The sequence below is a fragment of the Microbacterium sp. NPDC057407 genome (assembly GCF_042803895.1).
In the GTDB taxonomy this organism is placed as follows: Bacteria; Actinomycetota; Actinomycetes; order Actinomycetales; family Microbacteriaceae; genus Microbacterium.
The window spans coordinates 164,442-188,820 of sequence record NZ_JBHVCA010000002.1 but is presented as its reverse complement, the minus strand read 5'-3'; the positions used below and the strand labels follow the sequence as shown (position 1 = coordinate 188,820).

The window sequence follows — 24,379 nt, the reverse complement described above, 5'->3', positions numbered from 1 at the left end:
GTGGTGGCGCCGGCGCACTCTCCGCGACGTCGGGCGGACGTGCCAGGATGAAGGCCGTGACCGACCGCCTCATGCTGCTCGACTCCGCCTCGCTGTACTTCCGGGCCTTCTACGGGGTCCCCGACACCGTGAAGGCGCCCGACGGCACGCCCGTGAACGCGGTCCGCGGATTCCTCGACATCATCACGAAGCTCGTCACGACCTACCGGCCCACGCACCTCGTCGCCTGCTGGGACGACGACTGGCGGCCGCAGTGGCGGGTCGACCTCATCCCCACCTACAAGACGCACCGGGTCGCCGAGGTCGTCGAGGTCGGTCCGGATGTCGAGGTCGTCCCCGACCCGCTCGAGGCGCAGGTGCCGATCATCCGCGAGACCCTCGACGCCCTCGGCATCGTCATCGTCGGGGCCGCGAACCACGAGGCCGACGACGTGATCGGCACTCTCGCCACCACCGCGACCGCTCCGGTCGACATCGTCACCGGCGACCGGGATCTCTTCCAGCTCGTCGACGACGCGCGCGACGTCCGCGTCATCTACACCGCTCGCGGCATGAGCAATCTCGAGATCGTCACCGACAGCACGGTCGCGACGAAGTACGGGGTCCTGCCCTCCCAGTACGCGGACTTCGCCACCCTGCGCGGCGACTCGTCCGACGGTCTCCCGGGTGTCGCGGGGATCGGCGAGAAGACCGCGGCCGGACTGCTCGCGGCCCACGGCGATCTTGCGGGCATCATCGCCGCCGCAGAGGCCGGCGAGGGCATGACCGCCGGCATCCGCAACAAGATCCTCGCCGGCGCTCCGTACCTCGAGGTCGCACCGCGCGTGGTCGCCGTCGTCCGCGACCTTCCGCTGCCCGCGGTGGATTCACGATTGCGACCGCTCGATGAGAAAGCGAAGACGGATGCCGCGGCCATCGCCGAACGGTGGGCCCTGGGCACCGCGATGACGAGGATCGTCGAAGCGCTCGACCGGACGGGCAACTCGGCCTGACAGCGCCGGGGACCGGTCTGAGCGGCTCCCGGGGTCACCCGTTCGACCTCGTCAGCGGGCGGCGCGCCAGGACGCGGCGACGGCGGCGAGGAGCGCACCGCAGTACACCAGCGCCAGTACGAGCACCACGACGAGGGGCGCCTCCCACCCGCCCGTCGACTCGTGCAGGGCGCCCATCAGGGGCGCTCCGACCGCACCGATCGCGTAGCCGCCGCCCTGGACGAGCGCGGACATGCCCGCCGCCTCGGCGTCGTTCCGCGCGACGGAGACGAGGGCAGAGAAGATCACCACGAAGCCGCCGGCATGTCCGATGGCGCCCACCGCCAGCCAGACCCAGAGCAGCCCCGGAGCGAACACGAGTCCTGCGGTCACCGTCAGCCACGACACGCAGATCACCACGGGGGTGACGATCCGCGGGGTGAAGCGCAGGAGCACCGGAACGAGGAACGCGCCCGCGATCCCGACGCCCTGGTACACCGACGCCATCGCCCCCGCCGCGGACGGACCGAGGCCGAGCTCTTCGGCGGCGAACGTGGGCAGCCAGGTCGACAGCCCGTAGTACATCAGGCACTGCAGGCCGAAGGCGACCAGCAGGAGCCACACCACCGGCCTCCTCAGGATCGCCCGCTCGCGTCGGCCGCCGGCGACCACGGGAAGCGGTCCCGTGATCGTCGTCGGATCCAGCTCCCCCGGGCGACGGTTCGCCGACGCCTCGGGCGCGGGACCGGAGAAGCGATCGACGTCGTCCCCGCCTCCGCGGGTCCGCCGCAGGTGAGCGCCCCAGACGAGGATGCCCGCGACCGTGATCGTCGACCACGTCAGCAGCGCGGCCGGCCAGCCGATCCACGCCGCGAGCGGAGCGGTGAGGAGCGAGGTGATGAGCGATCCGGCGTTGAGCATCGCGGCGTACGCCGCGGTCACGAGCGCCACGCGTGCGGGCGCGACATCCCGCCGAATGATGACGGGGATCACGACGTTGCCGATGGTGATCGAAGCGCCGATCACGAGCATCCCGGCGAGCATCCAGCCGAACCCCGGCAGCGCGCGCACGAAGGTGCCGACGAGCACACCGCACAGTGAGACCAGCAGGGCGACCTCGGCGCCAGCACGGCGGATCACGAGGGCCGCGACCGGCGTGAGAAGGGCGAACATCAGCACCGGTGCGGTCGTCAGCAGGCCCGCGGTCGCAGAGCCGATTCCGAGGTCGGCCTCGATCTCGGCGAGCACCGGCGTCGGGGCGACGATCGGACCTCGCAGGCTCAGCGCCGCCGTCATCACCCCGGCGATCACCAGCCACGGAATCGGCGACCTCGCTGCTCTGGCGGGGTCCGGCGTCACCCGTCGAGTCTAGGCGCAGCCGATCAGCGCGGCCGGTTCGTCCATTCGCGCAGGCGCTCGAGTGGCCACGTCGTCACGATGCGCTCCGGCGGCACGCCGATCCGCTCGGCTCGGGCCGCCCCGTGGTCGATGAGCGAAAGCTGACCGGGCGCGTGCGCGTCCGAATCGATCGAGAAGAGGCATCCGATCTCCAGCGCCATCGCCAGCAGCTCGTCGGGCGGATCCTGCCGCTCCGGACGCGAGTTGATCTCGACGGCGACCCCGTGCGCTTCGCAGGCCTCGAACACGGCTCGCGCGTCGAAGGTCGACTGCGGCCTCGTGCCGCGCGATCCCTCGACGAGCCGCCCGGTCACATGGCCCAGCACGTCGACGTGCGGATTCGAGGCCGCGGCGACCAGGCGCCGCGTCATCGGGGCTCTCTCCATGCGGAGCTTGGAATGCGCCGACGCGACCACGATGTCCAGCCGGTCCAGCATCTCGGGCGACTGGTCGAGCGCGCCGTCGTCGAGGATGTCGACCTCGATGCCGGACAGGAGCGTGAACCCGTCGCCGCTCATCGTCGCCACAACGCCGAGCTGTTCGAGGAGCCGCTCGGACGAGAGCCCGTTCGCGACCCTCAGTCGCGGCGAATGATCGGTCAGCGCCAGATAGTCGTGACCGAGCGACCGCGCCGCGTCCACCATCAAGTCGATCGACGTGAGGCCGTCCGACCAGTCGCTGTGCGAGTGGAGGTCGCCGCGGAGTGCGGCTCGCAGGGTCGACGACACCAGCACACCCGCCCGCTCGCGCAGGTCGGCCAGGTACTGCGGCACGTCTCCGGCGAGAGCCTCCTGGATCACGCCGAAGGTCGAGTCGCCGATTCCCTTGCGGCGGCGCAGGGATGCGGCATCCCGCAACTGCTCGTCGGACAGACCCGCGATCGCGTCCGCGGCCGCCCGGAATGCCTTCGACTTGTACCGCGACGAGCGTTCGCGCTCGAGGAGCGTCGCGATCTCGGTGAGGGCGTCGTGGGGCTTCATCGGGTTGCGGAGCCCGTCGCCGACGGCATCACGGAGCGGCCGCCACGGTCGATCTGCGCACCACGACCGGGACGCTCGCCAGCCGGAGAAGCGCCCAGCCGAAGAGGACGGACAGCACGCCGACGCCCGCCGCGAAGAGGGCGACGCCGTACGCGACCACCGAGGTGAAGAGCGAGGCGCGGAGGAAGGACGCCTGCATCACCGTCGCGCGGACCGGGTCGTCCTGCGGCAGCTCGGCGTAGGTCTGACCGCCCGACGCCTCGAGCGCGTGCTTGTTGATCACGTCGGCCTGGATGTACGCCGTCACCGGTCCGGTGACCTGCTCCCCCGCGAAGGCCGCGGCATCGTCCGGAATCGTGATGTTCTCGGCCGTCAGCTGGGCGGTCACGGCGATCCAGGCGATGATCGCGACGACGATCAGCAGGATGCCGCCGACGATGCCCAGGATGCCCGCGGCCTTCACGATCCCCACGCTCTTCACCGGCGGTTCGACGACATCCGCGGTGGCGGGGACGGTTTCCTGGCTCATGGCGACCTCCTGGCGAGTAGGGCGTACGGCGCAACGCTAGCGCCGGCCCCCGGGCTCCGGTACCCCGACGATCCGGACGCGCGTCAGGGCGCCAGCTGTCGGGTGACATCCACCCAGCGGTCGAGCGTGGCGATCGCCGCGCCGGAGTCGATCGCCTCGGCAGCGACATCGCGCGCCTCGGCGAGACGCTCCAGGATCGGCCGCTGCACCTCGGCGGCGTCGCGGAACAGGCGGTAGGCGACGATGCCGGCGGCGGCATTGAGGAGGACGATGTCGCGCACCGGACCTTCCTCTCCTGCCAGCACCCTCCGGACCACCCCCGCGTTGTGGGCCGGATCGCCCCCGAGGAGATCATCGATCTCCGCGAGCGGGATGCCGAGGTCGCGGGGGTCGAGGTCGTGCTCGTGGATGTCGCCGCGGCTGACTTCCCAGAGGCGGCTGTGACCGGTGGTCGTGAGCTCGTCGAGGCCGTCATCGCCGCGGAAGACCAGCGCCGTCGCCCCCCGGGTGCGGAAGACGCCCGTGATGAGGGGCACGCGATCGAGGTGCGCCACGCCCACCGCGTTGGCCTCGGCCCGGGCCGGGTTGCACAGCGGCCCGAGGAAGTTGAAGACCGTCGGCACTCCGAGCTCGCTGCGGGTCGGACCGGCGTGTCGGAATCCCGGGTGGAAGGCCGCGGCGAACGCGAAGGTGATCCCCGCCCGCGAGAGTGCTTCGGCCACCGCCTCGGGGGGAAGGCTCAGGTCGACGCCGAGAGCGCTCAGCACGTCCGACGAGCCGGAGGACGAACTGGCCGCCCGGTTGCCGTGCTTGACGACGGGAACTCCGGATGCCGCGGCCACGAGCGCCGACATGGTGGAGACGTTCACGGTCCCGAACCGGTCGCCGCCCGTTCCCACGATGTCGAGCACCGCCGGGTCGACGTTCAGCGGCAGCGCCGCCTCGAGGATCGCGTCGCGGAAGCCGACGATCTCGTCGACCGTCTCGCCCTTGGACCGCAGCGCGATGAGGAATCCGCCCAGCTGCGAAGGCGTCGCGGAGCCCGACATGATCTGCCGCATCGCCCACGTCGACTCCGAGACGCTGAGGTCGCGCCGCTCCAGCAGCGTCGAGAGGATGCCCGGCCAGGTGTACAGCTCCGCCATACCGAGAAAGCCTAGCCGCGTGCACGAATCGGAACATTTTCGTGACACGGCGTCCCGCGGCGGCCGGTTCGGCGTCTTCCCCGCGTGTTCACGGGTCATTCGCCGGTGGTTCTTAGGTGGACCTAAATGAGCAGGCGGTCAAATACATGCCGCCGATGCGAATCCGACCCCTCCGGATCGGCCATAATGGGGAGCGTGACGACCTCCTCAGCGACCTACGCCCAGGCCATGCGGTCCGTCAAGCGGCCCGATCCGGTCGCCGTCGGCACCATCGTGTGGCTCGGCAGCGAAGTGATGTTCTTCGCGGGTCTTTTCGCGATCTACTTCACTCTGCGCAGCACGTCCCCCGACCTGTGGGCGCAAGAGACGCAGCTGCTCAACATCCCGTACGCCACGGTGAACACGTTGATCCTCGTGCTCTCTTCCGTGACGTGCCAGATGGGCGTCTTCGCGGCGGAGCGCTTCCAGCCGTACAGCGTGAAGTCCAACTCGTTCTGGCAGCGCTGGGGCATGGTGGAGTGGTTCTGGCTGACCTTCGCCCTCGGCGCGATCTTCGTGTCCGGCCAGGTGTGGGAGTACGCCCAGCTCGTCGCCGAGGGCATGCCCATCGACGCCAACGCCTACGCCTCGGCGTTCTACCTGACGACCGGGTTCCACGCCCTCCACGTCACCGGCGGCCTCATCGCGTTCCTCCTGGTCATCGGCCGGGCCTACGCGGTCAAGAACTTCGGGCGTAAAGAGATGACCTCCTCGATCGTGGTGTCGTACTACTGGCACTTCGTCGACGTGGTCTGGATCGCCCTCTTCCTCGTCATCTACTTCCTGAAATAAGAGCGGAGCTGATTCCCGACATGGCACGTGAGACCCCGAGCCGCTCCAAGGGCCGGCGCAGTCCGTGGGCTGCGGCAGCGCTCATCGGCATCGGACTCCTGATCACCGGCGGCGTGTACGCCGGCGCTTCGGCGGCCGTCGCCGCCACGAGCACCGAGTCGACCGTCGTCAGCGCCGCGACCGTCGAGGACGGCGAGAAGCTCTTCCAGGCCAACTGCGCGACCTGCCACGGCCTCGACGTGCAGGGCACCGACGACGGCCCCTCGCTCTACGGCGTCGGCGAGCTCTCCGTCCACTTCCAGATGAGCACCGGCCGCATGCCCCTGCAGATGCAGGGACCGCAGGCGCCCCAGAAGCCGGTGCAGTTCACCGACGAGCAGATCGCCGCGATCGGCGCGTACATCCAGAGCATCGCTCCCGGCCCCACCTTCCCCGAGCCGGAAGTGCTCGACGGCGAGGGCAACGCGTCCGAAGGCGGCGAGCTCTTCCGCATCAACTGCGCGATGTGCCACAACGTCGCCGGCGCGGGAGGCGCCCTGACCGAGGGCAAGTACGCACCCGCGCTCTACGACACCTCTCCGCTCAACATCTACGCGGCGATGGTCACCGGCCCGCAGAACATGCCGGTCTTCAACGACATGACGCTGACGACCGAAGAGAAGCGGGACATCATCACGTACCTGCTCTTCCTGCAAGACACCACGTCGCCCGGCGGCTTCACGCTCGGCTCGCTGGGTCCGGTTTCGGAAGGGCTCTTCATCTGGATCTTCGGCATCGGCGCTCTGATCGCCATCACCGTGTGGATCACGGCGAAATCCAACTGAACACACTGACACGCAAGAACTGACGAGGAGCAGCATGGCCCACGAGGACGACCCGCTCGAGCACGAGAGGGCTTCCTGGAAGCCCTCCCCCGGGCTCGCCGTCGCGGTCCCCGACCCGGTCCGCAGTCCCGAGCTCCCGCCGCACCGCGAGCGGATGACCGACAAGGACCCGGACGCGATGAAGCGCGCCGTCCGCACGGTCTACACGCTCTTCTACATCTCGGTCGCCGCGAGCATCTGGGCGATCGCCGCCTACTGGCTCTTCCCGATCGAGAGCGGCCGGATGATCGACATCCGGAACAACAACCTCTTCATCGGTCTCGGGATCGCGCTCGCGCTCCTGGCTATCGGCATCGGCGCGATCCACTGGTCCAAGGCCGTCATGTCCGACAAGGAGTTCGTCGAGCCGCGTCACGCGACGCGCGGCCGCGACTCCACGCGGGCAGCCGCCATCCAGGCGTTCGCCGAAGCGAACGAGGAGTCCGGATTCGGCCGCCGCACCATGATCCGCAACTCGATGATCGCCGCGCTCGTCGCTTCGGTGGCGCCCGCGATCATCCTGTTCCGCGGCCTGGCGCCGCAGAACTCCCCGGAGCACCCCCACGGGGGCGACCCGGTCTACCTCCTCAGCCACACCATGTGGAAGGAGGGCACGCGGCTCGCACACGACCCGACCGGCGAGCCCATCCGCGCCGCGGATGTCACCCTCGGGTCCGCCGTCCACGTGATCCCGCAGGATCTCGCCGACCTGTCGCACAGCGAGGGGTACCTCGAAGAGAAGGCGAAGGCGATCGTCCTCCTCATGCGTCTGCTCCCCGAGCAGCTCAAGGAGGCGCCCGACCGCGCCGACTGGTCCTACGACGGGATCGTCGCCTACTCGAAGGTCTGCACCCACGTGGGCTGCCCCGTCGCCCTCTACGAGCAGCAGACGCACCACCTGCTGTGCCCCTGCCACCAGTCGCAGTTCGACGTCACCGACGCCGCGAAGGTCATCTTCGGCCCCGCGGCCCGGCCCCTGCCGCAGCTGCCCATCACCGTCGACGACGAGGGTTACCTGATCGCGCGCAGCGACTTCACCGAGCCCGTCGGCCCGAGCTTCTGGGAGCGACATTGAGCACTACACATCCCACCGAGAATCTCACTCGGGAGCCGGCAATCACAGATGCACCGCTGGCAGCTCGTGACAAGCCGCTCGGCGGACGGTTCGTCGGGGCGACCGCGAACTACATCGACGAGCGCACGAGCCTCTCGGGCTTCGTCAAAGAGCTCGGTCGAAAGATCTTCCCCGACCACTGGTCGTTCATGCTCGGCGAGATCGCTCTGTGGAGCTTCGTCGTCGTGCTGCTCACCGGCACCTTCCTGACGTTCTTCTTCCAGGCGTCGATGGCAGAGACCCACTACGACGGCGCGTACATGCCGATGCGGGGCATCGAGATGTCGGCGGCCATGGCGTCGACCCTCGAGATCTCGTTCGACGTGCGCGGCGGCCTCCTCGTGCGCCAGATGCACCACTGGGCGGCGCTGGTCTTCATCGCCGGCATCGGCGTGCACATGCTCCGCGTGTTCTTCACCGGTGCGTTCCGCAAGCCCCGCGAGCTCAACTGGGTGATCGGCTTCGTCCTGTTCATCCTGGCGATGGGTGAAGGCTTCACGGGCTACTCCCTCCCCGACGATGTGCTCTCGGGCAACGGTCTGCGGATCATCGACGGCATGATCAAGGGCATCCCGCTGATCGGCACGTGGACGTCGTTCCTCCTGTTCGGCGGCGAGTTCCCCGGCACCGCCATCGTGGGTCGCCTGTACTCGCTGCACATCCTGCTGCTCCCCGCGATCCTCGTCGGCCTGCTCGTGGTCCACCTCATGCTGATGGTCATCAACAAGCACACCCAGTTCGCCGGCGCCGGCCGTTCGAACAGCAACGTGGTGGGCTACCCGATGATGCCGGTCTACATGACCAAGATGGGCGGGTTCCTGTTCATCACGTTCGGCTTCATCGCCCTGATCGCCGCCCTGTTCACGATCAACCCCATCTGGAACTACGGCCCGTACGACCCGTCGCCGGTGTCGGCGGGCACGCAGCCCGACTGGTACATCGGATTCGCCGACGGCGCGCTCCGCCTCATCCCGCCGGGCTGGGAGGTCGTGTTCCTCGGCCACACCTGGTCGTTCAACATCCTCGTTCCCCTCGTCGGGTTGGGTCTGTTCATCCTCGTGGTGCTGATCTACCCGTTCATCGAGGCCTGGGTCACCGGCGACAAGCGCGAGCACCACATCGCGCAGCGCCCTCGTAACGCCGCCACGCGCACGGCGATCGGCGCCGCTGGTGTGACGTTCTACGCGGTGCTCTGGGCGGCCGCGTCGTCCGACATCATCGCGACCCACTTCTGGCTCACGATGGAAGGTGTCATCCACACGCTGCAGGCCCTGCTGTTCGTCGGCCCGGTGGTGGCGTACTTCGTGACCAAGCGGATCTGCATCGCGCTCCAGAAGAAGGACCGCGAGATCGCACTGCACGGCTACGAGTCCGGACGCATCGTGCGTCTGCCCGGCGGCGAGTACATCGAGGTCCACCAGCCCGTCGACGAGTACGAGCGGTACAAGCTGGTCGACTTCGAGACCTATGAGCCCCTCGTGGTGCGCCCGAACGCACAGGGACGCATCCCGTGGCACCAGAACGTGCGCGCCGCGCTCTCGCGCTGGTTCTTCGAAGACCGCCTGTCGCCTGTCACCCAGGCCGAGCTCGACGCCGCGCTGGCCCACCAGCAGCACGCCCTCGAGCACATCGCCGAAGAAGAGGACGCCGAGCTTCAGGGCGCGCACGAGCGAGCCGGTGTGCCCGACGCCCCCCACCGTCCGATCGATGACGGCACCAACTCCGAGACGGCGGTTCGCCCGTCGAACGTCATCGTCCGCGAGGACGACGAGAAGAAGCCGCGTAACCGAGAGAAGGAACGCGGCAGCTGAGCCTGTCTACCGGATGCCCCGGCGCTCACCCTCGCGGGTGGTGCTGGGGCATTCGTCGTTCCGCACCGAGCCTCGGCAGCAGGAAACGGCAGGAAAAGCGCGCCCGATGACCAGCGAGCATCTCGGTGCGGGTTCGTCGCGGCCATAGCGTAAGGGCATGACTTCACCGCTCGACTACTTCACCGCGAAGCTCGCCCTCGAAACCGACGCCTCCGACGTGTACGCCGCCCAGAAGGCCGGCGACCGCTTCGTCCTCGTCGACGTTCGCGGAGACGACGCGTGGGCGCAGGGCCGGATCGTGGGAGCCGTCCACCTCCCCCACCGCGAGATCGCAGCCCGCGCAGAATCCGAGCTGGACCCCGCCGTCCCGGTCGTCGTCTACTGCTGGAGCCCCGGCTGCAACGGCGGTGCGCGCGGCGCCCTCGAGTTCGCGAAACTGGGCTACACCGTCAAGGAGATGATCGGCGGCTACGAGTACTGGATCCGAGAGGGCCAGCCGATCGAGAACGACGAAGGACAGCTCCCCCGCGAGTTCGACCCCCGAGTGATGGTCGTGCGCCCGCAGCTCACCGTCTGACGGGCGCTCAGGCGGACTCCAGGTCCTCCGTGAATCGCGCCGCCGCTGACCCGTAGAACGACACGGTGCGCGACGACCCGAGGCTGGGCGCAGGACCGAGCTCGACGTCGCAGACCACCACGGTAACGTTGTCGCGCGTGCCGGACTCCAGGGCGAGCGAGACAGCCGCGGAGGCGGCTTCGGCGGCGTCCCCGCCCCTCACAGCGGCCGCGATGGCGTCCTGCGGCAGATAGTCGCTCAGCCCGTCGCTGCACAGCACCCAACGGTCGCCGTGGGACGCCGCATGCTCGGCCACGACGACCCCATCGCGCTCGGATCCGCTCAGCGACGCAGTGATGAGGTTGCGTCGAGGGTGGGATGCCGCGGCGTCCGGGGCCACCAGCCCGCGGTCGATCAGAACCTGCACGTACGAGTCATCGCGTGTCTGCTGCGTGAGCAGGCCACCCCGAAGCACATACGCCCGTGAGTCGCCCGTGTGAGCCAACAGCAGACTGTCGTCGTCCGATACGAAGAGCCCCGTGAAGGTCGTCGCCATTCCATGGAGGGAGGGATCCCTCTCTACATGTGCGCGCAGGTCCCAGTTCGCGGCGCGGACACTCACAGCCAGGCTCTCGGCATCGACGGGTCCCGCACGCCCCGCCGCGAGGCGGTGGACGAGTGCCGCCGACGCGAGGTCGCCGGCAGGTCCGCCACCCACACCGTCGGCAACCGCACATCCCCACGGAGCTACGAACGCAGCGTCCTGATTCACGGCGCGGTACGCGCCGGTTTCAGAGACGGCTGCGGAGCGCAGCCGCACGCGGGCATGCCTCAACGGCACGATCAGCGAGCGAAATACCCGCGGTAGTACTCGTAGACCCAGCCGACGATCGCGACCACGAAGATCGCCAAGCCGATCGGGAACATCCACGCGCCGACCGCCAGCCCGATCATGCCGATCGCCGCCGAGAAGGCGAGGACGATGGGCCACCACGACCAGGGGCTGAACTCGCCCAGCTCGGGGTCGCCGTCATCGATGTCGGCCGTGAGGATGTCTTCGGGGAGCTCGCCCCGCTGGGCCTTGTGGACCTTGCCGATGTAGAACGCGATCAGCGCTGCCATCAGGGCGGTGAACAGCAGCGCCACACTTCCGACCCACTCGATCGACAGTGTGATCGTGTCCCAGTACGACTGGCTGCCGGTGAGGTTGGTGTCCCAGTGAGAGAGCAGGTTCCACGCCGTGTAGACGACCGCCATCAGCAGGAAGAACCCGCTGAGCAGCCACCACAGTCCGGTATTGGTGCGCAACTTACTTCACCTCTCCCTCGGCGAGGTCGACAACCGGAGCCTGAGGCGCATCCTTCGCGGGACCCACACCCACCGGAAGCCCGGCCTCGGGGTGGTTGAGGTCGAACGCGGGCCGCTCGCTGCGGATGCGCGGGATCGACGTGAAGTTATGCCGCGGCGGCGGGCAGGAGGTCGCCCACTCCAGCGAAGCACCGTACCCCCACGGGTCGTTCACCGTCACGCGCGGTGCCTTGCGAGAGGTGATCCACACGTTGAGCAGGAACGGGATCATGGACGCGCCCAGGATCATCGCCCCGATCGTCGATACCTGGTTCTGCCAGGTGAATCCGTCCTGATCGGCGTAGTCGGCGTAGCGGCGGACCATGCCGTCCACGCCCAGCCAGTGCTGGATCAGGAACGTCATGTGGAAACCGATGAACAGCAGCCAGAAATGCACGTAGCCGAGCCGCTCGTTCAACATCTTCCCGGTCCACTTCGGCCACCAGAAGTAGAAGCCCGCGAACATCGCGAACACCACCGTGCCGAACACCACGTAGTGGAAGTGCGCCACGACGAAGTAAGAGTCGGAGAGATGGAAGTCGAGCGGCGGCGACGCCAGGATCACGCCGGTCAGCCCGCCGAACACGAACGAGACCAGGAATCCGAGCGCGAAGACCATCGGCGTCTCGAACGTGACCGAGCCTCGCCACATGGTCCCGATCCAGTTGAAGATCTTCACTCCGGTGGGCACGGCGATCAGCATCGTCATCAGCGCGAAGAACGGCAGCAGCACCGCCCCCGTGACGTACATGTGGTGCGCCCACACGGCCACGGACAGCGCGGCGATCGCGATCGTGGCGTACACGAGCGTCTTGTAGCCGAAGATCGGCTTGCGGCTGAACACCGGGAAGATCTCGGACACGATGCCGAAGAACGGCAGCGCGATGATGTACACCTCGGGGTGACCGAAGAACCAGAACAGGTGCTGCCAGAGCAGCACGCCGCCGTTCTGCGGGTCGTAGATGTGAGCGCCGAGCACGCGGTCGGCCGCCGCGGCGAGGATGGCCGCCGCGAGGACCGGGAAGGCCATGAGCACCAGGATGCTGGTGACCAGCGTGTTCCACGAGAAGATCGGCATGCGCCACATCGTCATGCCAGGAGCACGCATCGTGATGATCGTGGTGATGAAGTTGACGGCACCGAGGATCGTCCCGAAACCGCTCATGCCGAGGCCGAGCATCCACAGATTGCCCCCGGCCCCGGGCGAGAAGCTGGCATTCGCGAGCGGCTGATACGCGAACCAGCCGAACGACGCCGCGCCCTGCGGGGTCAGGAAGCCCGCGACGGCGATCGTGGAGCCGAAGAGGAAGAGCCAGAAGGCGAAGGCGTTCAGACGGGGGAACGCGACGTCCGGAGCGCCGATCTGAAGGGGCAGGATCGCGTTGGCGAAACCGGCGAACAGCGGCGTCGCGAACATCAGCAGCATGATCGTGCCGTGCATCGTGAACAGCTGGTTGTACTGCTCCTTCGTCGGGATGACCTGCATCCCCGGCTCGAAGAGCTCAGCGCGGATGATCAGCGCCATCACGCCGCCGAGCAGGAAGAACAGCACCGAGGAGATCAAGTACAGGTAGCCGATCGTCTTGTGATCGGTCGAGGTGATCCACTTGACGATGATGTTGCCCTTGTGCTCGACGCGCGACGCGCTGAGCAGAGCTGCCTGGCGAGGCGGCAGTGTCGTCGGGCGACCCGGTGTCGTCTCCTGAAGCGGAAGCGTCGTCGCCATGATCAGTTGTCTCCCTCTTCGTCCTCGGGCGTACCGCCGGTGCCCGGCAGGTTCTGGAGGCGGTCGTACTCGTCGTTGATGTCGCCCGTCTGACCCGCGGCGCGCAGGTCGGCGAGATAGTCCTCGTACTCGGCCTGGCTGACCACCTCGACGTTGAAGAGCATCATCGAGTGGTACTCACCGCACAGCTCGGCGCACTTGCCGGCGTACTCGCCCTCGCGGGTCGGCGTGAAGGACCAGTAGTTGTCCTTGCCGATGTACATGTCTTTCTTGTACAGGAAGTCGATGATCCAGAAGGAATGGATCACGTCGCGCGACTGCAGCTTGATCTTCACTGTCTGGTCGACCGGGAGGACGAGGGTGGGCAGCTCACTGGTGATGTTGCCGCGCTCATCGGTCTGCGCCTGGACGCCCATGGTCCAGACGGTCTCGTCTTCGGTGTCGCCGTCGTACTGGAAGTCCCACGACCACTGCTTGCCGATCGCGGTGATCTCGACGTCGGGGTCGTCGTACTGCGTCTCGAGGATCGTCTGGTCGCGTGCGGTGAAGGCGAAGAACCCGATCACCAGGATCAGCGGCACGACCGTGTAGAAGATCTCGATCGGCATGTTGTAGCGCAGCTGCACGGGCAGGCCGACCTGGCCGCGGCGACGCCGGTAGGCGATCGCCGCCCAGCCCATGAGGCCCCACGTGATGACGCCCACGGCGAGCAGGACGATCCAGGAGTTGACCCACAGACCGGCGACCATGTCGACGCGGTCGGTGGCCGGAGTGCCGTCCTCGACGAAGCCGGGCAGGTAACCGTGGAGCTCCGTCGGGGTGCATCCGGCCAGTACTGCGGCCGTTGCGATCCCGATGGGGAGAACGGCCCAGCGGATTCGACGTTTCGAGGGCACGGTGCACCTTTCGGGTCGTGAAGCGGACTCTGTCAGTCTAGGGCAAGCGCCCAGGCGATTCAGGCCAACCGCCCAGGTAGGAGCGCGCCCGAAGGGCGCAGAAACCGCGGGCCCGGGCGCTCCGAGAAGCACGCCGGGCCTGCGGAAAATCCGGTCCGATCAGTGGAAGCTGTCGCCGCATGCGCAGCTGCCGGCGGCATTCGGATTGTCGATGGTGAACCCCTGCTCGGAGATCGTGTCCTTGAAGTCGATCGTCGCTCCGTCGAGGTACGGGACGCTCATGTCGTCGACGATCACTTCGACGCCGCCGAAGTCGGCCGTCTTGTCGCCGTCGAGGTAGCGCTCGTCGAAGTAGAGCTGGTAGATCAGACCGCTGCATCCGCCCGGCTGGACGGCGACGCGCAGCCGCAGGTCGTCGCGGCCTTCCTGCTCCAGCAGGCTCTTCACCTTGAGCGATGCGGCATCGGTCAGCAGAACGCCGTGCTCGCGAACGGACTGATCGGTCGACAGTGCGGTGTCGGTCATGGCACTCCTCGGGACGGGCCGCGATAGCGGCGGATGCTGCGATTCTACGCCGCCCGCCGGCAAGGGGGCTCCGTCCGGGGCGTGTCTACGCCGAACCTTCGGCGCGCCGATCGAGGCGCTCGAGGAGGAGCGCCTCCGACAGCACCGCCTTGCGGAAGGTGTCGAGGTGGAGGGACTCGTTCGGGCTGTGCGCGCGCGCGTGCGGATCCTCGACCCCCGTGACGAGGATCTGAGCGGCGGGGAACTCTCGGACGAGGTCGGCGATGAATGGGATCGACCCGCCCACTCCGATATCGACGGGCTCCACGCCATAGCCCTCGTGGAGGACCTCTCGCGCCGCCGTGACGGCCCAACCCGACGTGTCGACGAGGAACCCGTCCCCGAAGTCCTGATCGCTGAAGGTGAGCTCAGCGCCGAAGGGCGCGTGGTTGCGCAGGTGAGCCTCGATGGCCGCGTAGGCGTCGCGCGCGGACTGCCCGGGCGCGATGCGTGCGCTGATCACCACAGCGATCTCCGGGCTCAGGGTGTTGGAGGCGTTCGCGACGCTCGGCGCATCGATGCCGGTCACCGTGATGGAGGGCTTGTTCCAGATGCGGCTCAGGATGGTGCCGCGGCCGATCGGCGACACTCCTGCCGGAAGCCCGGCCTCGTCGCGCAACGTCTCCTCGGTGTAGGGCGGGGTCGAGGCATCCCGCTCGCTCAGGCCTTCGACCGCCACCGCGCCATCGTCGTCCCACAGCGTCGCGAGGAGCTTGATCGTCGCCATCATGGCGTCGGGGACCGCCCCGCCGAACATGCCCGAGTGGGATGCGTGCTCGAGCGTCTTCACGCGGAGGGTGAATCGCGCATTCCCACGGAGGGACACCGTCAGCGCGGGCGTCTCCGCGTCCCAGTTCCCCGAGTCCGCGACGACGATCACGTCGGCCTCGAGCGCTTCGGCGTTGTCGGAGAGGAACTGCGCGAACGACTTGGACCCCGCCTCCTCCTCCCCCTCGAAGAACAGGGCGACGCCGAGATCGAAGTCCTCCCCCGCGGCGTCGCGGAACGCGCGCAGCGCGGCGATGTGCGCCATCACACCCGCCTTGTCGTCCGCGGCACCGCGCCCGTAGAGCCGTCCCCCACGGACGGTCGGCTCGAACGGCGCGGACTCCCACAGGGACTCGTCGCCGACCGGCTGCACGTCATGGTGCGCGTAGAGCAGGATGGTCGGCCGTCCGTTGCGGGCAGCCCGAGTGGCGAGCACCGCCGGCTTGCCCTGCTCCCCCGTGCCCGGCACGACGGCACGGCGGATCTCCACCGACTCGAAGAGCCCGGTCCCGGTGACGAGTGCGGCCACCGCCTCGGCGCTGCGCTGCACCTGCTCCTCGTCGAATCCCGGGAAGGCGATGGACGGGATGCGCACAAGGGCGCCCAAGTCGGCGAGGGCAGAGGGGATGCCGGATGCCGCCGCGTCGCGCACAGCATCCTGTCGGGAGAGCTCAGAGGTCATGCGGGTAATCTTAAGTGCACCCATCTCCCGCACCTTCCGAGGATCACCGTGGCCAAGAACTCAGCACCCGCGCCCAACGACGCACCGTCCGAAGGCACGACGCTCAACGGGGCGCCGGTGAATGCGGGCAAGGGCCGCGCGACGCCGACTCGTGCCGAGCGCGAGGCCGCGCGCAAGCGCCCCCTCGTCGCCGACACCAAGGAGGCCAAGGCCCGTGCCCGCGCCGAGCTGCAGGCGGCCCGCGAGAAAGCCCGCGTCGGGATGGCGGCAGGCGATCCGCGGTACCTCCCGGCTCGCGATCAGGGCCCCCAGCGCAAGTTCGTCCGGGACTTCGTAGACGCGGGCTGGCACCTCGGCGAAGCGGTCATGCCGGCGATGGTCGTCGTCATCCTGGCGACCTTCATCCCCGTGCGCGAGGTGCAGTTCTACTCGTTCGTGGCGCTGTGGATCTTCATCTTCTTCGTGATCGGCGACATGATCCTCACGTCGATCATGGCCAAGCGCGCCGTCAAGCAGAAGTTCGGCGCTGACCGGATGGAGAAGGGCCTCGGCTGGTACGCGGCGATGCGGACCGTGCAGATGCGGTTCCTGCGCCTGCCGAAGCCGCAGGTGAAGCGCGGACAGCGTCCGAGCTGAGCCCCGGCGTCGCTAGCGTGCGCCGGCGGGCACGCTCGTTCTACGCAGCCCGCGATTGATCTGGCGAGCCCAGAGCGGTCCGCGGTACAGGAAGCCCGTATACCCCTGGACGAGGGTGGCGCCGGCATCGAGCCGCTCCTTCACGTCTTCAGCCGTCTCGACTCCGCCCACGGAGATGACGCAGAAGTCCGACGGCACGGCCTCGCGCACGAGGCGCAGCACGGCGATGGCCCGCGACCTCAACGGGGCTCCCGACAGGCCGCCCTCCCCCGCGGCTCGGACGACGGCGGGATCGGTGACCAGCCCCTCGCGCGAGATCGTGGTGTTGGTGGCGATGAGTCCCGCCAAGCCCAGTTCCACAGCCAGCCCGGCGACAGCCGTCACCTCGTCGTCGGGGAGATCGGGTGCGATCTTCACCAGGAGGGGCGTCTCGCCGGCGGCCCGGTGGACCTCTTCGAGCAGCGGACGCAGTGTCGCGACCGCCTGCAGGCCGCGAAGACCCGGGGTGTTCGGCGAGGAGACGTTCACCACCAGGTAGTCGGCGAGCGGTGCGAGGAGAGAGGCGCTCGTGACGTAGTCGGCCGTGGCTCGATCGACGTCGACGATCCGGCTCTTGCCGATGTTCACGCCGATGATCCCCCGTGTGCGGCGTCGGCGCAGCCGCTCCAGGCGGACCGCGGCGGCCTGTGCCCCGTGGTTGTTGAAGCCCATCCGGTTCACGACAGCCCGGTCGGGGATCAAGCGGAACAGTCGCGGACGCGGATTGCCCTCCTGCGGGATCGCGGTGAGCGTGCCGACCTCGACGTGCCCGAACCCGAGCGCGAAGAGGCCCGCTGCCCCCTTCACGTCCTTGTCGAAGCCCGCTGCGACGCCGAACGGAGAGTCGAATCGCAGACCGAGGGCTCGCGTCTCCAGCGCCGGGTCGGGCTTCGCGACGGCATGCGCCAGCCACGAGAACGGAGCGACGCCGAGAAGGCGGATGACGGCCATCGCCGCGTGGTGGGCGGTCTCGGGATCCATGCGCGAGAGCACGGTCCGGAAGAGGAGGGGATACATCCCGTCCAGGGTATCGGGTCCGTTCTCACCGACCCGCCGCGGCTCAGTCCGCCGGACCGGCCACCGCCTCCGCGGGCTCCGGCCGGTGATGATCGGCTCGGAGCTGCTCGATCGCCGACTCGAAGTCCTCCAGCGAATCGAACGCCTGGTAGACGCTCGCGAACCGCAGGTAGGCGACCTCGTCGAGCTCTCTCAGCGGCCCGAGGATCGCCAGGCCGATCTCGTTGGTGTCGAGCTGCGACGCTCCGGTCTGACGCACGGTCTCTTCGACGGTCTGCGCGAGCACGGCGAGGTCGGCCTCGGTGACGGGCCGCCCCTGGCATGCCTTCCGGACGCCGGACATGACCTTCTCGCGGCTGAACGGCTCGATCACCCCCGAGCGCTTGATCACGTTCAGGCTCGCCGTCTCGATGGTCGTGAAGCGCCCGCCGCACTGGGGGCATTGGCGCCGGCGGCGGATGCTGAGACCGTCGTCGCTCGTGCGGGAGTCGATGACGCGCGAATCAGGGTGGCGGCAGAAAGGACAGTGCATGGCAGGGACAGACTACGCCTCGGCGTCGGGGCTACGCCTCGAACCGCGCGGCGACGGCCTCGCCGTGCGCCGGGAGCGCTTCGGCCTCGGCGAGCGTGATGATCGCGTCGCGCACGGCCTCGAGCGCCGTCCGGTCGTACTCGATGACCTGCTGGGGGCGGAGGAAGGTCGAGGCCGAGAGTCCTGCGGCGTAACGCGCCTGGCCTCCCGTCGGAAGGACGTGATTGCTCCCCGCGAGGTAGTCCCCGAGGCTCACCGGGGAGTCGGGGCCGACGAACACGGCGCCGGCATGGACGAAGTCCTGCGGGCGGGGCTCCGCCAGGTGGAGTTCGAGGTGCTCGGGCGCGTAGGCGTTGCTGAAGGCCGTCGCTGCGGCGATGTCATCGACGAGCACGATGGCCGATTGCGGCCCGGCCAGTGCGGCCGCGACTCGAGCGGCATGACGTGTGGACCGTGCGCGCGCGTCGACGGCGTCGGCCACCGACTCGGCCAGGCGTGTCGAGTCGGTGACGAGGACGGCCGACGCCTGCTCGTCGTGCTCGGCCTGGCTGATGAGGTCGGCGGCGACCAGGCGGGGGTCGGCCGAGTCGTCGGCGACGATGAGGATCTCGGTGGCGCCGGCCTCGGCATCCGTCCCCACCTGTCCGGCGACGGCACGCTTGGCCGCCGCGACGAAATTGTTGCCCGGGCCGGTCACCACGTCGACCGGCTCGAGTCCGATCGCGCTCACACCGTGGGCGAGAGCGCCGATCGCGCCGGCGCCGCCCATCGCGTAGACCTCCTGGACGCCGAGCAGCCGCGCCGCGCCGAGGATGACGGGGTGGACCCGCCCGCCGTGCTCGCGCTGCGGCGGAGACGCCACCACGATCTCGGCGACGCCGGCGACCTGCGCGGGCACCACGTTCATGACGACGCTGGACGGGTACACGGCTTTGCCACCGGGCACGTACAGTCCCACGCGGCGAACGGGCTGCCAGCGCTGGGTCACGCGCGCCCCCGGTCCGAGGTCGGTCGTTGCCGGAGGCGGCACCTGGGCCGCGGATGCCTCGCGCACGCGCGCGATGGCCTCTTCGAGCGCCTCTCGCACCGCCGGTTCGAGCTGTGCGACGGCCTCGTCGAGGTGGCTCGCCGGAACCCGGATGTCGTGCCCGGTCACGCCGTCGAACCGCTCCGCCTGGTCGCGCAACGCCGTTTCACCGTGCGAGGCGACGTCGGCCACGATGCGGGCCGCCGTGCTCAGCGCTTCTTCGCGCGCTGCCACGGCGCGAGGAACGGTCGCGAGAAGCTCGGCAGGAGTCAGGACCTGCCCACGCAGGTCGATGGTGCGCAGCATCCGGATCAGCCGCGCGTGACGTCGGAGACGTCGTGGAGGTACCCGATGCGGCCGTCTTCGTGACGCACGACGAACGCCTCGCCGCGATCCTCGATGACGAGCGCCCACGCGGTCGGGCCGATCCGGAAGACGGGGATGCCGATCTCGTCGACGACGTCGCGCTCCTCGGGAACCAGGGCCCAGAAGGCCTGATGGCGCGCCGACGGTTCGGCGGCGGGCTCGACCGTCGTGGACGGCTCCTCGACGCGCTCGAACGTGTCGCGCGAGTGAGCGGGCTCCCACGGGACGGCCGCGACGGTCGAGTCGCGCTGGGTGGTCAACGGCGCCGTCTCGTAGAGCGACGATACGGGCGCCGGGCCGGTCGCGGTCTCGGGGGCCCCGACGGCGGGCGGCCGGGGTGCGCGGGCGGGGCGCGCCGGGCGCGGCGACACCGGCCGGATCGGGCGAGCGCTGCGGTGAGCCGGCACCTCGGCGCGATCGCGGAAGTCGTCGCGTAGCACCGGGATCAGCGGTGCGAAGACGGTGAGCACGACGCCGGCCAGTATGAGGACGGCCTCGACCCAGATGACCCAGGTCCGTAGCCAAGGCCCGTTCTCGACCGCGATCTCGACGGTCTCCCAGATCAACTGCAGCCAGACCACGAAGGCGACCGAGAAGGCGACAGACGCGAACTGGTCGATCCCCAGCGAGCCCACCCGGCGGATGCCCTCGGGTGACAGGCGGCGGAGCACGAGCAGGAACACGGCGACCGTCGGCACGAAGATCGTCAGGATCCACAGGATTCCCGAGGTCCAGACGGAGTCGAAGCGCCCCACGTTGATGGAGAAGAACGAGACGATGAACGCGACGAGCCACACGCCGACGATGGCGACCTCGCGGATCGAGAACGGCCCGACCCCGTACTGCGGGGTCCGGTCGGCGCGCGCGTCGGTCTTCTCCGCGTCGAAATCCTGGTCCAGCTGGTCGTCGGTCACGATCTTCCTTCCCGGCCGCGCAGGGCGGCGTGTACATCGTCTTTCATGCTACTCACGGCTCATGAGACGGAAATGAGATGGCCTCATCCCAGGCACTGCGGTCCGAGCAGTCCCTTCAGCTCGCCGTAGAGGTCGGCCGACAGCCGGACCGGGTGCGGGACCTCGAAGACCTTGGCGACCGAACCGGCATGGAGCTTCACCGTCACCTCGGTGTCGCCCTTGTGGCGGTGGAGCATCTGGAGGAGCTCCCCCACCACCGCCTCGTTCGCCCGTCGCTCCGGCATGACGAGCACCAGAGGGCCCGAGGCATCCGTCGTCCCGAGGTCGGGAGCGAACGCCGACTGCGCGTGGAGGTTCAGTCCGTCGTCGCGGCGCGACACTCGCCCGCGCACCACGAGGATGGAGTCCGCGACCAGCATGGACGAGAACTCGGTGTAGGTCTTGCCCATGAACATCACGGTGACCTCGCCGTTGAAGTCCTCGACAGTGATCATGCCGTACGGGTTGCCGCTCGCCTTCGCCACGCGGTGCTGGACACTCGTCACGAGTCCGGCGACGGTGACCTGGTCGCCGTCGTTCACGTCTTCGGACGAGAGCAGGTCGTGGATGCTGGTCGACGCATGCTTGGCCAAAGGGATCTCGAGACCCGCCAGCGGGTGATCTGAGACGTAGAGGCCGAGCATCTCGCGCTCGAACGCGAGCTTGTCTTTCTTGGTCCACTCCGGCCGCTCGGGCACCTTCTGAGCCTGCTGCGGCTCGTCGTCGCCCCACAACGAGTCGAAGTCGAACCCGACCTCGCCGTTCGCCTCGCGCCGTTTGTCGAGAACGGCCTGCTCGGTCGCGTCTTCGTGGATCTCCATGAGAGCGCGCCGTGTGGAGCCCAGCGAGTCGAACGCCCCGGCCTTGATGAGCGACTCGACCGTGCGCTTGTTCGCGACGTGCGCGGGCACCCGCGCCAGGAAGTCGTGGAAGCTCGCGAACCCGCCCTCGGACCGCGACGCGACGATGCCGTCGACCACGTTCGCGCCGACGTTGCGCACGGCCCCGAGACCGAAGCGGATGTCTTCACCCACGGCCGCGAAGTAGCGGATCGACTGGCCCACATCGGGCGGCAGCACCTTGATGCCCATGCGACGGCACTCGTTGAGGTAGACCGCCATCTTGTCTTTCGAGTCGCCGACGCTCGTGAGGAGCGCCGCCATGTACTCGGCTGGGTAGTGCGCCTTCAAGTAGGCGGTCCAGTACGACACCAGTCCGTACGCCGCGGAGTGCGCCTTGTTGAAGGCGTAGTCGGAGAACGGGAGGAGGATCTCCCACAGTTTCTGCACCGCGTCGTCGGAGTACCCGTTCGCGTGCATGCCCGCCTGGAAGCCCTCGAACTGCTTGTCGAGCTCGGACTTCTTCTTCTTGCCCATGGCGCGTCGAAGGATGTCGGCCTGTCCGAGGCTGAAGCCCGCCACCCTTTGCGCGATCGCCATGACCTGCTCCTGATAGATGATCAGGCCGTAGCTGGTGTCGAGGATATCGGCGAGGGACTCCTTGAACTCCTCGTGGATCGGCGTGATCTCTTGCTGGCCGTTCTTGCGCAGCGCGTAGTTGATGTGGGAGTTCGCGCCCATGGGACCCGGGCGATACAGCGCGATGACGGCCGAGATGTCTTCGAAGTTGTCGGGCTTCATCAGCCGCAGCAGCGACCGCATGGGACCGCCGTCGAGCTGGAAGACGCCGAGGGTGTCTCCCCGCGCAAGCAGCTCGTAGGACTCCGCGTCATCGAGACCCAGATCTTCGAGCACGAGGGGATGACCGCGGTTGGCCTCGATGTTGTCGAGGGCATCGTTGATGATCGTCAGGTTGCGGAGGCCCAGGAAGTCCATCTTGATCAGGCCGAGGGACTCGCACGCGGGGTAGTCGAACTGCGTGACGATCTGCCCGTCCTGCTCGCGGCGCATGATCGGGATGATGTCGATCAGCGGCTCGCTCGACATGATGACGCCGGCGGCGTGCACGCCCCACTGACGCTTCAGGTTCTCGAGACCCACTGCGGTGTCGAAGACCGTCTTGGCCTCGGGGTCGGTCTCGATCAGGGCGCGGAACTCCGAGGCCTCTTTGAACCGGGGATGCTCCTTGTCGAACATGCCCTCGAGCGGCATGTCCTTGCCCATGACGGCGGGCGGCATGGCCTTGGTGAGCTTCTCCCCCATGCTGAACGGGAAGCCCAGCACACGCCCGGCATCCTTGAGAGCCTGCTTGGCCTTGATCGTGCCGTAGGTGACGATCTGGGCCACGCGCTCGTCGCCGTACTTCTCGGTGACGTACTGGATGACCTCCGCGCGACGCCGATCGTCGAAGTCGACGTCGAAGTCGGGCATGGAGACGCGGTCGGGGTTGAGGAATCGCTCGAAGATCAGTCCGTGCTGAAGCGGGTCGAGGTCGGTGATGCGCATGGCGTACGCCGCCATCGAGCCGGCACCCGAGCCGCGTCCGGGGCCGACCCGGATGCCGTTGCGCTTGGCCCAGTTGATGAAGTCGGCGACGACGAGGAAGTAGCCCGGGAATCCCATCTGGGCGATGACACCCGTCTCGTACTCCGCCTGCTTGCGCACGTCGTCGGGGATCCCGCCGGGATACCGCTCGTGCAGGCCCTTCTCGACCTCTTTGATGAACCAGGACTCCTCGGTCTCGCCGGCCGGAACCGGGAACCTCGGCATGTAGTTGGCGCTCGTGTTGAACTCCACGTCGCACCGCTCGGCGATGAGGAGCGTGTTGTCGCACGCCTCGGGATGATCGCGGAAGATCTGCCGCATCTCTGCGGGCGTCTTGACGTAGTAGCCGTCGCCGTCGAACTTGAACCGCTTGGGGTCGTCGAGGGTGGAGCCGGACTGGACGCACAGCAGAGCGGCGTGGGAGCCGGCGTCGTGCTGGTGCGTGTAGTGGAGGTCGTTCGTCGCGAGCAGCGGGATGCCGAGGTCTTTCGCGATCTTCAGCAGATCGCCCATCACGCGTCGCTCGATCGGCAGACCGTGGTCCATGATCTCGGCGAAGTAGTTCTCTCTGCCGAAGAGATCCTGGAACTCTGCGGCCGCGGCCCGTGCCGCGTCGTACTGGCCGAGGCGAAGGCGGGTCTGCACTTCGCCGGACGGACAGCCGGTGGTCGCGATGAGCCCCTTGCTGTACTTCTGCAGCAGCTCGCGGTCCATGCGGGGCTTGAAGTAGTAGCCCTCCATGCTCGCGAGGGACGAGAGGCGGAACAGATTGTGCATGCCCTCGGTCGTCTGGGAGAGCAGCGTCATGTGCGTGTAGGCGCCCGCACCCGAGACGTCGTCGTCGCTCTGCTCGGGGCTGCCCCAGCGGACGCGGGCCTTATCGGACCGGTGCGTGCCGGGCGTGACATAGGCCTCGATGCCGATGATCGGCTTGATGCCGGCGTCTTTTGCGGTCTTGTAGAACTCGAACGCGGCGAAGGTGTTGCCGTGGTCGGTGACCGCGATGGCGGGCATGCCCTGACGCACCGCCTCCTGGACCATCGGGCCGATGCGGGCGGCTCCGTCGAGCATCGAATACTCGCTGTGCACGTGCAGGTGAACGAAGGAGTCGGATGCCACGAGTCGAGTCTACGGAGCGCCATCGACACGCTCGCCCGCACCCGCCGCTCGATGCGGCTCGAGTG

Annotated in this window: 22 protein-coding genes; 7 read left to right on the top strand and 15 right to left on the bottom strand. The window is 68.4% G+C overall.

The annotated features are described in order from the left end of the window. Positions 1–56: 56 nt before the first annotated feature. A complete protein-coding gene (locus tag ACFUTX_RS05720) occupies positions 57–992 on the top strand; it encodes a 5'-3' exonuclease H3TH domain-containing protein (protein WP_378861339.1) in 936 nt (311 codons plus the stop codon). Between the two features lie 51 nt (positions 993–1,043). Here the strand turns inward: ACFUTX_RS05720 and ACFUTX_RS05715 are convergent, their stop codons facing one another. From ACFUTX_RS05715 to trpD, 4 genes are all read right to left on the bottom strand, one after another. Then, complete coding sequence (locus ACFUTX_RS05715) at positions 1,044–2,330, bottom strand: CynX/NimT family MFS transporter (protein WP_378861337.1); 1,287 nt, start codon at positions 2,328–2,330, stop codon at positions 1,044–1,046. A gap of 23 nt (positions 2,331–2,353) precedes the next feature. Next, positions 2,354–3,349, bottom strand: a complete 996-nt coding sequence (locus ACFUTX_RS05710) for a PHP domain-containing protein (protein ID WP_378861335.1) — start codon at positions 3,347–3,349, stop codon at positions 2,354–2,356. Between the two features lie 28 nt (positions 3,350–3,377). Further along, positions 3,378–3,878, bottom strand: coding sequence for an aromatic ring-opening dioxygenase LigA (locus tag ACFUTX_RS05705; protein WP_378861333.1), 501 nt, complete (start codon positions 3,876–3,878; stop codon positions 3,378–3,380). An 83-nt stretch (positions 3,879–3,961) separates the two neighbouring features. Then, positions 3,962–5,023 (bottom strand): anthranilate phosphoribosyltransferase, encoded by a 1,062-nt coding sequence (trpD, locus tag ACFUTX_RS05700; protein WP_378861331.1) that lies wholly within the window; start codon positions 5,021–5,023, stop codon positions 3,962–3,964. A 186-nt stretch (positions 5,024–5,209) separates the two neighbouring features. On the opposite strand from trpD, the gene ACFUTX_RS05695 reads away from it, so the two are divergent. The 5 genes from ACFUTX_RS05695 (at position 5,210) to ACFUTX_RS05675 (ending at position 10,219) form a co-directional block, all read left to right on the top strand. Next, positions 5,210–5,854: a heme-copper oxidase subunit III gene (locus tag ACFUTX_RS05695; RefSeq protein WP_378861330.1), complete on the top strand. Its 645-nt coding sequence runs from the start codon at positions 5,210–5,212 to the stop codon at positions 5,852–5,854. Between the two features lie 20 nt (positions 5,855–5,874). Further along, a complete protein-coding gene (locus ACFUTX_RS05690) occupies positions 5,875–6,678 on the top strand; it encodes a c-type cytochrome (RefSeq protein ID WP_378861328.1) in 804 nt (267 codons plus the stop codon). A 34-nt stretch (positions 6,679–6,712) separates the two neighbouring features. Beyond that, positions 6,713–7,792, top strand: a complete 1,080-nt coding sequence (locus ACFUTX_RS05685; protein WP_378861326.1) for a Rieske 2Fe-2S domain-containing protein — start codon at positions 6,713–6,715, stop codon at positions 7,790–7,792. 41 nt (positions 7,793–7,833) lie between these two features. Further along, positions 7,834–9,642, top strand: a complete 1,809-nt coding sequence (locus ACFUTX_RS05680; protein ID WP_378862846.1) for a cytochrome bc complex cytochrome b subunit — start codon at positions 7,834–7,836, stop codon at positions 9,640–9,642. A 157-nt stretch (positions 9,643–9,799) separates the two neighbouring features. Continuing rightward, the gene (locus ACFUTX_RS05675; RefSeq protein ID WP_378861324.1) at positions 9,800–10,219 is read left to right on the top strand and encodes a rhodanese-like domain-containing protein; all 420 of its coding nucleotides are present in this window, start codon (positions 9,800–9,802) and stop codon (positions 10,217–10,219) included. A 7-nt stretch (positions 10,220–10,226) separates the two neighbouring features. Here ACFUTX_RS05675 and ACFUTX_RS05670 read toward each other — a convergent pair whose 3' ends face one another. The 6 genes from ACFUTX_RS05670 to ACFUTX_RS05645 form a co-directional block, all read right to left on the bottom strand. Further along, a complete protein-coding gene (locus ACFUTX_RS05670) occupies positions 10,227–10,970 on the bottom strand; it encodes a PP2C family protein-serine/threonine phosphatase (protein ID WP_378862843.1) in 744 nt (247 codons plus the stop codon). Between the two features lie 71 nt (positions 10,971–11,041). After that, the gene (locus ACFUTX_RS05665) at positions 11,042–11,506 is read right to left on the bottom strand and encodes a cytochrome c oxidase subunit 4 (RefSeq protein ID WP_378861323.1); all 465 of its coding nucleotides are present in this window, start codon (positions 11,504–11,506) and stop codon (positions 11,042–11,044) included. Between the two features lies 1 nt (position 11,507). Further along, on the bottom strand, positions 11,508–13,271 hold the full coding sequence (gene ctaD, locus ACFUTX_RS05660) for a cytochrome c oxidase subunit I (protein ID WP_378861322.1): 1,764 nt from the start codon (positions 13,269–13,271) through the stop codon (positions 11,508–11,510). Between the two features lie 2 nt (positions 13,272–13,273). Beyond that, the gene (gene coxB / locus ACFUTX_RS05655) at positions 13,274–14,167 is read right to left on the bottom strand and encodes a cytochrome c oxidase subunit II (protein ID WP_378861320.1); all 894 of its coding nucleotides are present in this window, start codon (positions 14,165–14,167) and stop codon (positions 13,274–13,276) included. Positions 14,168–14,326: 159 nt separating this feature from the next. Then, on the bottom strand, positions 14,327–14,692 hold the full coding sequence (locus ACFUTX_RS05650; protein ID WP_378861319.1) for a HesB/IscA family protein: 366 nt from the start codon (positions 14,690–14,692) through the stop codon (positions 14,327–14,329). 85 nt (positions 14,693–14,777) lie between these two features. Then, positions 14,778–16,181 (bottom strand): dipeptidase, encoded by a 1,404-nt coding sequence (locus tag ACFUTX_RS05645; RefSeq protein WP_378861317.1) that lies wholly within the window; start codon positions 16,179–16,181, stop codon positions 14,778–14,780. 48 nt (positions 16,182–16,229) lie between these two features. On the opposite strand from ACFUTX_RS05645, the gene ACFUTX_RS05640 reads away from it, so the two are divergent. Beyond that, positions 16,230–16,817, top strand: a complete 588-nt coding sequence (locus ACFUTX_RS05640) for a DUF3043 domain-containing protein (protein WP_378861315.1) — start codon at positions 16,230–16,232, stop codon at positions 16,815–16,817. Positions 16,818–16,829: 12 nt separating this feature from the next. On the opposite strand, the gene ACFUTX_RS05635 is transcribed toward ACFUTX_RS05640, so the two are convergent. The 5 genes from ACFUTX_RS05635 to dnaE form a co-directional block, all read right to left on the bottom strand. Beyond that, the gene (locus ACFUTX_RS05635; protein WP_378861313.1) at positions 16,830–17,873 is read right to left on the bottom strand and encodes a quinone-dependent dihydroorotate dehydrogenase; all 1,044 of its coding nucleotides are present in this window, start codon (positions 17,871–17,873) and stop codon (positions 16,830–16,832) included. A gap of 43 nt (positions 17,874–17,916) precedes the next feature. Continuing rightward, entirely contained in the window at positions 17,917–18,405 is a 489-nt protein-coding gene (gene nrdR, locus ACFUTX_RS05630) for a transcriptional regulator NrdR (RefSeq protein ID WP_378861311.1), read from the bottom strand. Between the two features lie 31 nt (positions 18,406–18,436). Beyond that, positions 18,437–19,738, bottom strand: a complete 1,302-nt coding sequence (gene hisD / locus ACFUTX_RS05625) for a histidinol dehydrogenase (RefSeq protein WP_378861309.1) — start codon at positions 19,736–19,738, stop codon at positions 18,437–18,439. A gap of 5 nt (positions 19,739–19,743) precedes the next feature. Continuing rightward, entirely contained in the window at positions 19,744–20,712 is a 969-nt protein-coding gene (locus tag ACFUTX_RS05620; protein ID WP_378861307.1) for a hypothetical protein, read from the bottom strand. 83 nt (positions 20,713–20,795) lie between these two features. Beyond that, positions 20,796–24,266, bottom strand: a complete 3,471-nt coding sequence (gene dnaE, locus ACFUTX_RS05615; protein WP_378862841.1) for a DNA polymerase III subunit alpha — start codon at positions 24,264–24,266, stop codon at positions 20,796–20,798. Between the last annotated feature and the right edge of the window lie 113 nt (positions 24,267–24,379).

What these genes read in the sequence shown, in the direction of transcription:
- ACFUTX_RS05685 (WP_378861326.1), top strand. Translation starts at nt 6,713, where the DNA reads ATGGCCCACGAGGACGACCCGCTCGAGCACGAGAGGGCTTCCTGGAAG.
- trpD (WP_378861331.1), bottom strand. Translation starts at nt 5,023, where the DNA reads ATGGCGGAGCTGTACACCTGGCCGGGCATCCTCTCGACGCTGCTGGAG.
- ACFUTX_RS05645 (WP_378861317.1), bottom strand. Translation starts at nt 16,181, where the DNA reads ATGACCTCTGAGCTCTCCCGACAGGATGCTGTGCGCGACGCGGCGGCA.
- ACFUTX_RS05695 (WP_378861330.1), top strand. Translation starts at nt 5,210, where the DNA reads ATGGGGAGCGTGACGACCTCCTCAGCGACCTACGCCCAGGCCATGCGG.
- ACFUTX_RS05690 (WP_378861328.1), top strand. Translation starts at nt 5,875, where the DNA reads ATGGCACGTGAGACCCCGAGCCGCTCCAAGGGCCGGCGCAGTCCGTGG.
- ACFUTX_RS05705 (WP_378861333.1), bottom strand. Translation starts at nt 3,878, where the DNA reads ATGAGCCAGGAAACCGTCCCCGCCACCGCGGATGTCGTCGAACCGCCG.
- ACFUTX_RS05675 (WP_378861324.1), top strand. Translation starts at nt 9,800, where the DNA reads ATGACTTCACCGCTCGACTACTTCACCGCGAAGCTCGCCCTCGAAACC.
- ACFUTX_RS05650 (WP_378861319.1), bottom strand. Translation starts at nt 14,692, where the DNA reads ATGACCGACACCGCACTGTCGACCGATCAGTCCGTTCGCGAGCACGGC.
- ctaD (WP_378861322.1), bottom strand. Translation starts at nt 13,271, where the DNA reads ATGGCGACGACGCTTCCGCTTCAGGAGACGACACCGGGTCGCCCGACG.
- ACFUTX_RS05635 (WP_378861313.1), bottom strand. Translation starts at nt 17,873, where the DNA reads ATGTATCCCCTCCTCTTCCGGACCGTGCTCTCGCGCATGGATCCCGAG.
- ACFUTX_RS05710 (WP_378861335.1), bottom strand. Translation starts at nt 3,349, where the DNA reads ATGAAGCCCCACGACGCCCTCACCGAGATCGCGACGCTCCTCGAGCGC.
- dnaE (WP_378862841.1), bottom strand. Translation starts at nt 24,266, where the DNA reads ATGCTCGACGGAGCCGCCCGCATCGGCCCGATGGTCCAGGAGGCGGTG.
- hisD (WP_378861309.1), bottom strand. Translation starts at nt 19,738, where the DNA reads ATGCTGCGCACCATCGACCTGCGTGGGCAGGTCCTGACTCCTGCCGAG.
- nrdR (WP_378861311.1), bottom strand. Translation starts at nt 18,405, where the DNA reads ATGCACTGTCCTTTCTGCCGCCACCCTGATTCGCGCGTCATCGACTCC.